Origin of the sequence: Schaedlerella arabinosiphila (assembly GCF_003885045.1) — a bacterium.
GTDB lineage: Bacteria > Bacillota > Clostridia > Lachnospirales > Lachnospiraceae > Schaedlerella > Schaedlerella arabinosiphila.
In genome coordinates this window covers 4,722,118-4,734,849 of record NZ_RHJS01000002.1, presented here as the reverse complement: position 1 = coordinate 4,734,849, position 12,732 = coordinate 4,722,118, and the positions used below count along the sequence as shown (strand labels likewise).

Sequence of the window (12,732 nt, the reverse complement as noted above, 5' to 3'; positions counted from 1 at the left end):
GGCAAATTGCGCCGTACTGTTCTGAACACTTATTTTTTATGATTTATACGAGGAGGTTATACAATGAGAATATCAAGTCATGCGGACCGCGGCCGCCTTGTGGACGCCGCTGCGGGACGGATTCCCTGTGATCTGCGCATCGTGAACTGCCGGCTGGCCAACGTGATCACCGGCGAGGTCTATCCTGCGGAGGTCAGCCTGTTTCAGCAATGGATCGCATCGGTGGATGAGCCGGGAAGCTGCGCGCTCCCCGCTCCCGCGCAGATATTTGACGCCGAGGGCGCGTATCTGATTCCGGGATTTATCGACACCCATATCCATGTGGAGAGTACCATGCTGACACCTTCCCATTTTGCGGAGGCCGTTCTTCCCTGGGGAACGACTACGGTAGTGACAGACCCCCATGAAATTGCAAATGTCCTGGGAACAGAGGGTGTTCTGCACATGGCAGAGGATGCGTCCTCCATGCCGCTGCGGCATTTTATCCTGGCGCCCTCCTGTGTTCCCGCGAATCCTGCGCTGGAAACCGGAGGGGCGGTGCTGACGCCCCAGGATATCCGTCTTCTGCTGGAGCATCCGAACATTTTGGGTCTGGGGGAAGTGATGGATTTTGACGGGGTCTGCCGAAATGAACCCCGGATGCGGGAAGAGCTGCGCTGCGGCCTGGACAAGGACCTGTTCCTTCAGGGCCATGCGCCGCGGCTGGAAGGCCCTGCCCTGGCTTCCTACCTGTGCGCCGGGATCGACAGCGACCATGAGTGCCGCAGCGGCGAAGAATGCCTGAACAAGCTGCGATTGGGAATGCATGTGAATTTAAAGAGTACGTCTCTGTCCAACCACCTGGCACAGACGCTGGAGGGAATCCGGGACGTCCCCTGGCGGGACCGCATTTCCCTGTGTACGGACGACGTACATGCCCAGACGATCCTGACCCGCGGACACCTAAACCGTGTTGTAGGGGAGGCCATCGGCCACGGGCTTCCGGCCTTGGAGGCGATTCGTTTTGCCACCCTCCATGCGGCCAGGGAATACGGCTTCCGGGATCTGGGAGCGATTGCGCCGGGATTTCTGGCTGATATCCAGTTGGTACGGGAGCTGGACGGCGGACAGCCGGAGCACGTATTTCTGGGCGGGCAGTTGGCGGCCAGCCATGGACAGTGCCTGTTCAGTCCCCCGGAGCAGGCTGCCGGACTGTTTCCGCAGGTGGAGATCCATATGGAACAGCTTCGGCGTCCGGGCGCACTGGGAATCGCCGCGGAGACGGCTGGCGGCGGCGTCCCGGGGATTTCCGCAGGGGCCGATCCTGGCAGCGCTTCGGGGATCGCTGCGGAGACGGATAACGACAGCGCTTGCATTTTTGTCCTGCAGTATAAGGAAAACGGAGGGCCCTTCAACGGCGGCCGTTATGAACGACTGCCCGTTTCTCAGGGATTTGTTGACTTTTCCGGAGATGAGGAGCTGTGCCGGATGTGCGTGTGCAACCGTTACGGTTCCGGTGAAAAGGCGGTGGCTCCCATGCGGGGCAGCGGCCTGCTGCGGGGAGCCTATGCCTTTACCGTGTCCCACGACAGCCACAACCTGGTGATACTGTACCATGACGAGGCCGACGCCCTTCTGGCGGCGGAGCGTATACGGGAAATGGGCGGCGGTTACGCGGCGGCCTGCGGCGGGAAAATCCTGGCTGACCTGGCCCTGCCGGTGGGCGGCATCATGTCCCGTCACCCGGTGCAGAAGCTGGCGGAAGAGATTCATCACTTTGAGCAGGCTGCCGCGGAGCTTTTCGCATTTCCGGGAAATCTCCTGCGGTTCGCGACCAGCTCGCTGTCGGTTCTGCCGGGGTATATCCTGACAGACCGCGGGATCGTGGACGGAAAACTGCAGAAATTCGTGGATGAGCAGCAGTCAAATACCCCGCAGCAAGCTGACGGGGCATCAATTTGAGTGCACCAGCTCTTCCACTTTACAGGTATGCTTCTTCGTTTCTTTCGCATAGCTGATTCCAACCGCAAGTATCCTTCCGGTATACTTCGGTTGCTCTCCAAGCTTTCCCTGGAAACGAAGCGCATACCTTTTTTCCTTAATCTGGCGGATTGCCTCTTCCGGCGTGCTGTCTGTCTTTAATTCCAGGATCAGCGCATCGGCCGACCTGCGTTCCGGGTAAAAGATAAAAATAGCTCTCCATCAGTTCCCTGTTGGGGATAAATACGCAGCCGTCTTCATACGTCAGTAATCCATAAACGACCAGCGCAGAATAGATTTCGTCCTTTGTAGAAAGCCGCATGGAAGCCGCGGCATATTCCTGAATATCGGCTGGGACTGCCTCCCCGGACACCAGCAGCGCCAGGTCGTCCTGCATGTCGGTAATCCGGTCTTTGATATAGTGGAATATAGAATCATAGGTACCTGAACTGGTCCAGTAATTCCTGAGCTGGTTATCTGTCAAAGCGCATACCACGGAACGGGGATTGTAGATCCGGCTGCCTGCCGCAGTCTGGTAGCCGTCATACCATCCCGCCAGCTCCTCACGGGTAATCCTCGCATTTTTCACGGTCTGTTGGTAAATGTGATAGATCCCGTCTACCTCAAAATCCAAAAAACCGAAGTATTCGCTGAAACGCTCCGATGTGGCCATGTTGTATTCTAAAAACATATTGATCTCAGAGCCATCGGAGTACTTCGCAATCGGAAGGATTCCCGTCATGTATGCGAGCTCCGCATACACCTGTCCTTTTAAAAGAGAACGCAAAAACCGCAGATAGCTCTGCTTTTCCTCCTCCGTAATATACGGCAGGTGAAATACCGTGTCCCACTCATCAATCACAAAAATAAATTTGTCGTCGGTCTTTTGAAATATGTCTGTCAGCAGATCCCATGTAGCGCGGCTCTGATCAAGCCCGCACTCCGGGTAGGCTTCCGCCAGGTCAAAATTGATTCCCGACTGGACACGGTCTATATACTGGCTGTAAGAGCTGCAGTCCCTGGGTTCCACGCTGAAATCAATATAGATCACATTGTATCTGTTCAGATAATCCCTGTAGCTTCCGCCCCCTGCTGCCTCCAGCCTCCGTGCCGCTTCCTGCGACGCAATCTTCAGCTTTCCAAATAATTCACAATTTGATTTATAGTATCATAAACCCGGCTGTTTAACAAGCCGGAGTGTTACAGTTAATTGCAGCACAACTATTATGTTACAGTTCACGGCCCGGCCGCGAACTGTAACGCATCCAGCCCATTGAAAAGTCGCCTGACGGCGGTCCTAAGCGCCAGCGACGCTTGTTTAGGACGGACCGGAACGGAGTGTAGACGGGCTGGATGCCCGCCCCATCACTGAATTGGCCGGATGCCGTGCAGCAAGTGCACGACACCGTGTGAACAGTAACCTTTTATTGCAAACCCGCCCCGCAAATGTTATAATATTTTTCGGATAAACACAGAAAAAATTCCAGTTGTGCGGTTGCTAATCCGACAGGTCATTTTCATTGCAATACATTGCATAAAAATGTGACTTCGAATTGCAACCGTACAGGTGGAAAAAAGTTGATTTTGCAAGGACGGAACAGGCATGAGAAAGAGAGTGTGCAGTTTATTTTTAGCCATCCTGTGTGCGGCGGCGTTTACAGGGTGCAAGACGGCCGAGAAGAAAGGGGCCGGGGACTCGAAAACGGAGCGGGTCGAGCTGACGGTCTGGGGCGCGGAGGAGGACGCCGAGCTGATGGAGCAGATCATCCAGGGCTTCCAGAGCAGCTACCAGGGCCAGGCAGATTTTAACATCACCTTTGAGGTGCAGAGCGAGTCTGAGTGCAAAAATGCGCTGATCGGCGGATTGGAAGCGGGGGCGGATGTATTTACATTCGCGGACGACCAGCTAAACTCACTGGCCGCGGCCGGAGCCGTAGACCCCATTGAACCGGATGAGGAGATTCGAAATAAAAATCTGGAAAGCGCTGTGGAGGCGGCTTCCATCGGCGATACGCTGTACGCATATCCGCTGACGGCAGATAACGGATACTTTCTATATTATAATAAGCAGTTTATTTCGGAGGAACAGGTGCAGACCCTGGACGGAATCCTGGAGGCCGCCGCGGCAGGCGGACGTCACTTTATGATGGACTGGAGTTCTGCCTGGTATGTCTATTCTTTCTTTGGAAATACCGGAATGCAGGTTGGTCTGAGCGATGACGGCATCACCAATTACTGCACCTGGAACCAGGCCGAGGGCGAGATCCGCGGGGTCGATGTGGCCCAGGCCATGCTCCAGATCGCAGCCAGCCCGGGATTTGCCAGCGGAACCGATACGGAATTTCTGGACGGGGTGCGAAATGGCTCTGTGGCCGCAGGCATCAGCGGCGTTTGGAATGCCGTTGCAGTTGAGGAAGCTTGGGGCGAACATGCAGGCGCCGCAAAGCTGCCCACCTATACCTGCGGCGGCCGTCAGGTGCAGATGGCGTCTTTCTCCGGCTGCAAGCTGATCGGGGTCAACGCATATTCCGATCACCCGCAATGGGCTGCCCGGCTCGCGGAGTGGATCACCAATGAGGAAAACCAGCGTCTCCGGTTTGAGATGCGCGGACAGGGCCCGTCCAATATCACGGTTGCGGATTCCGCAGAGATCCAGGAGTCCCCGGCCATCGCCGCCCTCCTGGAGCAGTCTCAGTTTTCTCAGCTTCAGAGGATCGGCGGAAAATTCTGGGATCCGGTTTCCTTATTTGCGGGAAATATGGCGTCAGGCAATCCCACCGGACAGGACCTGCAGGAACAGCTTGACCTGATGGCAGAGGGCGTATGTGCAAGATGAAATGAAAGGTTTGAGATAACATGAAAACGAAGCTCAGTATACAGCAGCGCCTGATACTTCCGATCATACTTCTGGGAGTTGTGGCCCTGATTTCCAATCTTCTCTCGGTTTTCAGCATCAACAATGTCAACTCCAATGCTTCGAAAATCGTAGACGACTATATGGTGGGTTCGGAAACATTGCAGGATATCCGCCATGCCACCACGAATATACACAAAATGGCGCTTTCCCACATTGTTGCGGCGGACTATACGACGATGATCACCGTAGTAAGGCAGATCAAGGAGGAAGAACAGGCACTGGAGGCATTTCTTGAGGAATATAAAGCATACATCACCAAAGATGAGGAGGCGCTCTATTCCCAGCTTTTGTCCAACTACGACTCTTTCAAGCACGCCCTGGTCTATCTCGTGTGCGCAAGCGCGGACAGCAAGACCCAGGATGCCTATGCTTACGCAAACGGCGATGTAGCAAGCTTCGGAGCTGCCATTGAGAGCAACACGGCAGAACTGGATGCCGCAGTCAGCGCCCGGACGGCGGACGCCCGGAAAAAACTCCTGGCCGTCTATATCATTTCGCTCGTGATCACGGCGGCGGCCATTGTGACCTGTGTGATTCTGGTGCTCGCGGCGGTGCGGATCATCAAGAACTATGTGATCACGCCGATCAAGGGGACGGTGGATACCCTTCAGGAGAGTTCGGAGAAGCTCAACGGCGTGGCCGGCGAGGTGCTCAAGCGCACCCGGACCTCCGGAAAAAGCGCGGAGGGCCTTTCCTCCCTTGCGGATTCTTTGTCCATGGCCATTGTGAAGGTGGCGAATAACGCGGCAAATATCAACAGCAGCGCGTCGGACATCAAGCTGGACGTCCGGGACATGGCTTCGGAGTGCGGCGCGATCACGGAATATTCTTCCGCCATGAAGGTACGCGCCAATGAGATGGAGGCATCCGCCCAGACCAATGCGGACGTCATCCGGAAAAAGGCTTCGGATATCCTGGCGGTGCTGGGGGAAGCCATTGAGAACAGCAAGAGCGTGGATCAGGTCAACAGCCTGACAAACGAGATTGTAGCCATTTCCTCCACCACTAACCTGATCGCCCTCAACGCGTCCGTGGAGGCCATGCGGGCCGGCGACGCGGGAAATGGGTTCGCGGTGGTTGCCAGTGAGATCAAGAGCCTGGCGGATTCCTGCGGCCAGACCGCCGGACGTATCCAGGAGGTCAACGAGATCGTCACAAACGCAGTACATAACCTGTCCCGGCATTCCCAGGACATGGCGGATTATTTGAGCGGTACGATCCTGAAGGAATTTCAGGAATTTGTGCATTCCGGCCAGCAGTATAAGGAGGACGCGGATTATGTGAAGGAGATGATCGACGCCTTCAACAGCAGAACCGACCGGCTGCAGCATTCCATGAACGAGATCGCGGATTCCATCGGCAGTATCACAAAGGCTTTGGATGAAGGGGCGTCCGGAATCACGGGCGTGGCTGGCAGCACGAAGAGCCTGGTGGACGATATGGCCGACATTACCAGGCGCATGGACATCAACCGGGAGATCGTGGAGGAACTGAAAAAGCAGATGGAGGTTTTCGCGGATCTGTAAAAAGAATATGATACGGCTCGTCCTGTATGGAGATTTTGTGCAGGAGGGGCCGTATTTTTTATGAAATCTATTCTTCTTTCGTCGGTAAGGGGTTGGGATTCTGTCATGATTTGAAACCGCGCTGCATATCCTTTAATAGTGTGCGGTTTTGCGTTTGGAATATTTTCATTTATTCCTGGCAATACTATCCAAAAACAGAATGGACAGGGGCAGCTTCTCCCAGAAACTGTCTCCGCGAAAAAAGAAGGATATCATCATGGAAACTCACCACAACAGTGAACTTCATTCCGAAAGCTTTGCAGAGAGTTTTTCTCAGTTCTGCAAATACAACAAAATATCGATATACCTTGTACTGGTCATGATATTTCTGACCTATGGATTTATGCTCTTTCATTTCAGTTTTTCCATCGACACAGAAGCGATCGTGGTCCTGCAGACGGGCTTCTGCGACGGGTGGCTCGGTATCAACCGCTACGGGCTGGTTTTTACAAAATGGCTCACCGGCGTGCTGAGCATCGTTCCGGGTTTTGCCACGATGCTGATGACCGCGGCCACACTTGGCTACAGCCTGGCATGGATGTATGTTTTCTGGTGGATCAAAGGGAAAGAAAAGGGCAGGCCGGGGGCCTCATGGCTGTTTCCGGTGCTCTTCTTTTCCAGCGTCCCCATGGTGGAGCTGACCAATTTTCAGTGCCTTTCCTTTGAAGCCGCATTTGCCATGCTGATCTGCGCGGCGGCGCTGCTGCTGGAATGGCAGTGGATTCTGGAGGGCAAAACGCTTCGCCTGCTCTTCTCCATCCTGCTTGGAGTATGGTGCTTCGCCTCCTATCAGGCATTTGTACCGGTCTATATATCCGCCTCCCTGGGCTCCTTTTTGCTGGGATACCAGTACAGAACCGACCAGGTCGAAAGCCGCGTTTTTCCCATCTCCATAAAGCTGGGGGCTGTATTTCTGTGCGATTATGTGATTTACACCCTGCTGGGCAAGCTGATGATGTTCCTGGCGGGAGTTCAGGCCGGGTCCTACACCGACAATATGATCCAATGGGGCAAAAAGCCTTTGGGGGAAATCCTCATTTCCCTGAAAACCTACGTGTACGACGTGGTCCTGGCAAGGTCGCTGTTCTGGAACCGGGGCTATCTGTTGGCGGCGGCCGGGCTTTTGCTGATGGCATTCTGGAAGCTGAAGAGAAAAACAACGGAGCGGAGATTTTATCCGTATTATATATTTGTGACCTTTGTGTTTCTGGCTTCCCCCTTCTTTCTTCCCATTCTTCTGGGTTCGGCCCCGGCCGTGCGCGGACAGCTTGCGCTTCCCTTTGCGGCGGCTTTCGGCATCCAGATGATTACGGAGCGTTTTTTGGAAAACGGGGAACGGCTTTCGGAGCACGGCAGGTCCATCCGGCTCGCAGCGTGGGGGCTTTTATTTCTTCTCATCCTCAGGGGCAATATTGTAAAAGATAACCGGCTGCTTTATTCGGAATATGTGGTGCGCCAGCAGGAAAACGCGCTGACACAGCGGCTGGTCGAGCAGGTAGCGGTTCTGGGCGGCAGCGAAGAAACGACGGTCGCCATCCTGGGAAAATGGTCCCCCGTCTGCAATCCGTCCATGATTCAGGGGGAAACGCTTGGCCACTCCTTTTATGAGTGGGATCAGGAGATTCCCGGCTGCACCTGCCAAAGAGTGCTGAATTACTGGAGCGTCCTGGGATACAGATACCAGCACCCTGACGAGACACAATGGAAAACGGCGGAAAACCTGGCAGAGCAGATGCCATCGTGGCCCCGGCAGGGCTCCGTGTTCCGGGAAGGGAACCTCATCGTAATCAAAATGTCGGAATAGAAAATGCCGGGAAATCCGTGGATTTCCTCCAAACCGCGTGGAAACGGCTCATGGATATTCAAGTTCATTGATAAGGGGATATGAAATGGAACATGTAGAAATGAGAAATACAATACCTGCACTTGCAATTGTAATTCCGTGTTTTAATGAGGAAGAGGTTCTTCCTGTGACGGCGCCCCTGTTTTTGGGGAAGCTCAAGAGCCTGATCGCCCGAAATAAGATTGCCCCGGAAAGCTGCATCCTCTATGTGGACGACGGAAGCCGGGACCGTACCTGGCAGATCATCCGCCGGCTTGCAAAGGACGCACATATCATCGGCATCCGCCAGAGCCGGAACCGGGGGCATCAGAATACCGTGCTGGCCGGGCTGATGGAGGCGAAAGACCTTTTTGACATCACCATCTCCATCGACTGCGACGGGCAGGACGATCTGGACGCGATGGATCAAATGGTGGACGCCTACCTGCACGGGTACGAGGTGGTTTACGGCGTGCGCAGCTCCAGGGATGAGGACAATTTCTGCAAACGATTTACCGCGGAAGCATTTTACCGGCTCATGAAGCTCCTGGGCGCAGAGGTCGTATTCAACCACGCGGATTACCGGCTCATTTCCGGAAGGGTGCTGCGGGAGCTGGCGGAATTTAAAGAAGTGAATATCTTTTTGCGCGGACTGGTGCCCCTTGCGGGCTTTGAAAGTACGTCCGTCTATTACAAGAGGCACCGGCGTGCCGCCGGAAAAAGCCACTATCCACTGGGAAAAATGCTGGGACTGGCCTTCGACGGCATCACCAGCCTAAGCGCCCGCCCCATCCACACAATCACCAGCATGGGGCTGATGGTGTCGGCGCTGAGTTTTGTCATGATCGTGTGGATCGTGGTCTGCTTCTGCATGGGCCGGACGGTACAGGGCTGGGCAAGTACCTGCGTGATCGCCAGCTTTATCGGCGGCATCCAGCTCTTGTGTACGGGGGTGATCGGCGAGTATGTGGGGAAGATCTACCTGGAAACGAAAGCCCGGCCGCGGTATATTATTAGTGAAAGGACGTTTGAGAGGGAGGATTTGCTGTGAGCACCCGGCGAGGGGGAACAGCAATAAATTCTCCGCAGCTCTTGTATCTTCCCTTTAATCCGCTTATACTATATTTACACGGACAAAAAAGATAGAAAAATATTACGTACAATCCATGATAAAAGGAAAATAAACACATGCAGATACAAATTTTAGTGATCGAAGACGATGAAATCTTAAATTCCGGGCTCTGCTACAATCTGCAGAAGCGCGGCATCACCCCTTTTTCCGCATACTGCGTCGAGGAAGCGAAGTCCCTTTTGAAAAAGGAGCATTTCGACCTGATCCTTTTGGATGTGAACCTGCCCGACGGCAATGGTTTTGACTTTGCAGAGGAAACCGTTTCCCGGTGCAATGTCCCCTTCCTCTTTCTGACCGCACACAATCTGGAGGAGGAGATCATCCAGGGACTCCGCGCGGGTGCGGAGGATTATATCGTAAAACCGTTCAGCATCCGGGTTTTGATGGAAAAGATCCAGGCCGTTTTGAGAAGGTGCTCCGGCACGAAAAAAACGGAACCCTATGTCTGCGGCAGTCTGACCATCGACCTGGAAAACCGCCTGGTAAAAAACAAGGGCAGCCTGGTTTCCCTCACGCCGACGGAATTTGAAATACTGGAGGTATTCTGCCGGAACCGGGATCAGATCCTGACAAAAGAAGTTCTTCTGGAAAAAATCTGGGACAGGAAGGAAAACTATGTCAATGAGCATGCCCTTTCTTTAAATGTGAGCAGGCTGAGAAACAAGATCTCGGACGGGGAGCATGAGTATATCAAAACCATCTATGGTCTGGGATATAAATGGGCAGGTGAAATGCAATGAATCTATCCATCACCGCGGTCATTCTTATCTGTCTTTTTATCAACCTCTGCTGCTACCTGTATTACCGCAGGCGGTTTATCCGCCTCTCTTCTGAGATTTGCCGCTACGCGGAACAGGTCATGGGCGGCCGGCATGTGCCCGGCCAGCAGAATCAGGAGACGATTACCTCCAAGGTTCTGATGGAGCTGGAAAAGCTGGAAACGGCCACAGCATTTCAGCTTGAAGAAAGCAAGAAGCAGAAGAAGGAACTCCAGGAAATGATCTCTGAGATCACCCATCAGATCAAAACACCGCTTTCGAATCTGAAAATGTACTGCGAGATGCTGTCGGAGGAGGGCGCCTCCTTCAGCCGCCAGTCCAATGAGGTGATGAAGTCGCAGCTCATAAAGCTGGAATTTTTGCTGGACACGCTTCTGAAGGCTTCCAGGCTGGAGACAGATATGATCCGCCTGGAACCGGAAAACAGCAGAGTTCTGGAAACGCTTGCCGCCGCCGTAAACAATGTTATGCGGAAAGCGGAGCTTAAAAACATCGAAATCTCCGTGGACTGCCGCCCTTCGGTTCTGCTTTTCCACGACAGAAAGTGGACCGCCGAAGCCATCGAGAATATTCTGGATAACGCGGTAAAATACACGCCTGAAAACGGAAGTATCCATATCTCCGTGCATCCCGGTGAGATGTATACGGAGATTCGGATTCAGGATACCGGGAAAGGCATCGCCCCCGCCCATATCAACGACATTTTCAAACGGTTTTACCGGGAGAAAAGCGTTTCCCAGACGGAAGGATTGGGGCTGGGGCTGTATCTTGCAAGATATATTATTGCTTTGCAGAAAGGGTATATTTCCGTGCGTTCCACGCCGGGAAAGGGAAGCCGCTTCTCGGTCTGCCTTCCAAAACGAATCTGAACGGCAGATATGCGGCGGCTGCCTATAGGGCTGGATGCCGTTACTGTTCGCCTCCTTCGGGTGCTCCAGTAACAGTATCCGGCCCATTTTAAGCCGCCTTCAGGGAGTGGCTGGATATTATGGCAAATACTTCATTCCAGGATTTCCCGCACCTTTTCAACATCCATACTGCATTCTGACGCAATCTCTTCCTCCGTCTTTCCCTGGGTATGCAGCTTAAAGACCTTCTTAGCTAATTCGATCCCATTCTTTTCCCCGCGTTTTTCTCCGATCCTCTCCCCCTGCCTTCTTGCGCTGCCGACAAAGGAATTATGATCCCGCAGAGCCTTCTCCCGCGCTTCATATTCCAGACGTTTGATATCGTCCGCGCTCAGTCTCTGCAGCGTCTCATATGCCTCCTCCAAAAATATGCTCTCCTTCGGGGACATGATAAAATCTTTGTTCGTTTTTCTGGCTGCCTGATTCATAGATTCTCCTTTCTCATGCAGAGTTCTGCGGTTGGCTGCACGAGGAAGGAGCTGTCTCATTTCCTGATCCCATCATAACACGAAATCATAGTCCGGAAAAGAAAAATCCTTTTGGAAACAGTCAAAATCCTCATTGAAATTCACGGCCCAACCCAAAAGCCTGCTTTGTAAAAAAACTGTTATTGAGTAATCCGGTGATACACCGGCAAGAATAAAAAAGATGAATATCTTTTTGAATCCTTCCTGTAAAGGATAACATGCCGCGTCCGAACATGCAACCCCAAAATATTCCAACTGCGGTATCTGATTCTATTGAGTTACTGGAGCACCCAAAGGGTGTGAACAGTAACTCTATTGATATATCATTTCAAAGCTTCAAAAATACGTTCAGCTAACAGAGGAAATGTTTCGATTTCGATACTTTTATTTTTCAAATTGAAACAGAAACGATCACATTCGCGCCTATCATATACATATAGAGTTACCGGCCATACTTTGACAAGGCGCGGCCGGTAGCCATATAGAACACATAAGGAGATGATAGACATGAATATCCTGCGCACAGAGAATCTGACAAAATATTACGGCCAGGAGCCTGTTCTGGTGAAGGCATTGGACGGGGTGACGCTGGAGGTGGAGCAGGGCAGCTTTACCGCCATCGTCGGTACCTCCGGCTCCGGAAAAAGTACGCTTCTGCACATGCTTGGCGGGCTGGACACCCCTACAGGCGGAAGTGTGATTGTAGACGGCCAGGAACTAAGCGGAATGGACCGAAACGCGCTTACCATTTTCCGCAGAAGGAAAATCGGATTTATTTTTCAAAATTACAATCTGATCCCAATCCTGACCGTCTACGACAACATCCTCCTTCCGGTGGAGCTGGACGGCCGGGAGCCGGATGAACCGTATATGATGGAGGTAGTCAGGACTCTGGGCCTGGACGACAAGCTGTCCAGAAAGCCCGGCAAATTGTCCGGGGGACAGCAGCAGCGTGCCGCCATCGCAAGGGCATTGGCCGCGAAGCCTGCCATCATCCTGGCCGACGAGCCTACGGGCAATCTGGACAGCCGCACAAGCCAGGAGGTAATCGGCCTGCTCCAGACTACCAGCAAAAATTTTCACCAGACCATCGTCATGATCACACACAATGATGAGATTGCCCAGTCGGCAGATCGCGCGATCCGCATTGAAGACGGAAAAATCGTGGAAAGCAGGTGGTAGC

At 53.3% G+C, this 12,732-nt stretch carries 10 protein-coding genes; 8 read left to right on the top strand and 2 right to left on the bottom strand.

Going from position 1 to position 12,732, the window contains the following annotated elements; translation table 11 throughout:
• Positions 1-63 precede the first annotated feature (63 nt).
• Positions 64-1,941, top strand: coding sequence for an adenine deaminase (locus tag EBB54_RS22270; RefSeq protein ID WP_125129044.1), 1,878 nt, complete (start codon positions 64-66; stop codon positions 1,939-1,941).
• A 136-nt stretch (positions 1,942-2,077) separates the two neighbouring features.
• Here EBB54_RS22270 and EBB54_RS22265 read toward each other — a convergent pair whose 3' ends face one another.
• The gene (locus EBB54_RS22265; RefSeq protein ID WP_334295303.1) at positions 2,078-3,088 is read right to left on the bottom strand and encodes an AAA family ATPase; all 1,011 of its coding nucleotides are present in this window, start codon (positions 3,086-3,088) and stop codon (positions 2,078-2,080) included.
• 474 nt (positions 3,089-3,562) lie between these two features.
• Between EBB54_RS22265 and EBB54_RS22260 the strand changes: the two genes are divergently transcribed.
• The 6 genes from EBB54_RS22260 to EBB54_RS22235 all read left to right on the top strand — a co-directional run bounded on the left by EBB54_RS22260 (position 3,563) and on the right by EBB54_RS22235 (position 11,043).
• Positions 3,563-4,795 carry an extracellular solute-binding protein gene (locus tag EBB54_RS22260; protein ID WP_125129043.1) on the top strand — a complete coding sequence of 411 codons (1,233 nt, stop codon included), beginning with the start codon at positions 3,563-3,565 and terminating at the stop codon, positions 4,793-4,795.
• Positions 4,796-4,815: 20 nt separating this feature from the next.
• Complete coding sequence (locus tag EBB54_RS22255; RefSeq protein WP_125129042.1) at positions 4,816-6,402, top strand: methyl-accepting chemotaxis protein; 1,587 nt, start codon at positions 4,816-4,818, stop codon at positions 6,400-6,402.
• Positions 6,403-6,601: 199 nt separating this feature from the next.
• Positions 6,602-8,245 carry a glucosyltransferase domain-containing protein gene (locus EBB54_RS22250; protein WP_243127771.1) on the top strand — a complete coding sequence of 548 codons (1,644 nt, stop codon included), beginning with the start codon at positions 6,602-6,604 and terminating at the stop codon, positions 8,243-8,245.
• 85 nt (positions 8,246-8,330) lie between these two features.
• Complete coding sequence (locus EBB54_RS22245) at positions 8,331-9,314, top strand: glycosyltransferase family 2 protein (protein ID WP_125129040.1); 984 nt, start codon at positions 8,331-8,333, stop codon at positions 9,312-9,314.
• Positions 9,315-9,451: 137 nt separating this feature from the next.
• A complete protein-coding gene (locus EBB54_RS22240; protein ID WP_125129039.1) occupies positions 9,452-10,135 on the top strand; it encodes a response regulator transcription factor in 684 nt (227 codons plus the stop codon).
• Positions 10,132-11,043, top strand: coding sequence for a sensor histidine kinase (locus EBB54_RS22235; protein ID WP_125129038.1), 912 nt, complete (start codon positions 10,132-10,134; stop codon positions 11,041-11,043). Before EBB54_RS22240 ends, EBB54_RS22235 begins: the two co-directional genes overlap by 4 nt.
• Positions 11,044-11,174: 131 nt before the next feature.
• Here the strand turns inward: EBB54_RS22235 and EBB54_RS22230 are convergent, their stop codons facing one another.
• Positions 11,175-11,510: a hypothetical protein gene (locus EBB54_RS22230; protein ID WP_243127770.1), complete on the bottom strand. Its 336-nt coding sequence runs from the start codon at positions 11,508-11,510 to the stop codon at positions 11,175-11,177.
• A gap of 546 nt (positions 11,511-12,056) precedes the next feature.
• Between EBB54_RS22230 and EBB54_RS22225 the strand changes: the two genes are divergently transcribed.
• Positions 12,057-12,731 (top strand): ABC transporter ATP-binding protein, encoded by a 675-nt coding sequence (locus EBB54_RS22225; RefSeq protein WP_125129037.1) that lies wholly within the window; start codon positions 12,057-12,059, stop codon positions 12,729-12,731.
• The last annotated feature ends 1 nt before the right edge of the window (position 12,732 follow it).

Coding starts and splice junctions, on each gene's coding strand:
- EBB54_RS22260 (WP_125129043.1), top strand. CDS start 3,563: ATGAGAAAGAGAGTGTGCAGTTTATTTTTAGCCATCCTGTGTGCGGCG.
- EBB54_RS22255 (WP_125129042.1), top strand. CDS start 4,816: ATGAAAACGAAGCTCAGTATACAGCAGCGCCTGATACTTCCGATCATA.
- EBB54_RS22240 (WP_125129039.1), top strand. CDS start 9,452: ATGCAGATACAAATTTTAGTGATCGAAGACGATGAAATCTTAAATTCC.
- EBB54_RS22225 (WP_125129037.1), top strand. CDS start 12,057: ATGAATATCCTGCGCACAGAGAATCTGACAAAATATTACGGCCAGGAG.
- EBB54_RS22270 (WP_125129044.1), top strand. CDS start 64: ATGAGAATATCAAGTCATGCGGACCGCGGCCGCCTTGTGGACGCCGCT.
- EBB54_RS22235 (WP_125129038.1), top strand. CDS start 10,132: ATGAATCTATCCATCACCGCGGTCATTCTTATCTGTCTTTTTATCAAC.
- EBB54_RS22230 (WP_243127770.1), bottom strand. CDS start 11,510: ATGAATCAGGCAGCCAGAAAAACGAACAAAGATTTTATCATGTCCCCG.
- EBB54_RS22250 (WP_243127771.1), top strand. CDS start 6,602: ATGGACAGGGGCAGCTTCTCCCAGAAACTGTCTCCGCGAAAAAAGAAG.
- EBB54_RS22245 (WP_125129040.1), top strand. CDS start 8,331: ATGGAACATGTAGAAATGAGAAATACAATACCTGCACTTGCAATTGTA.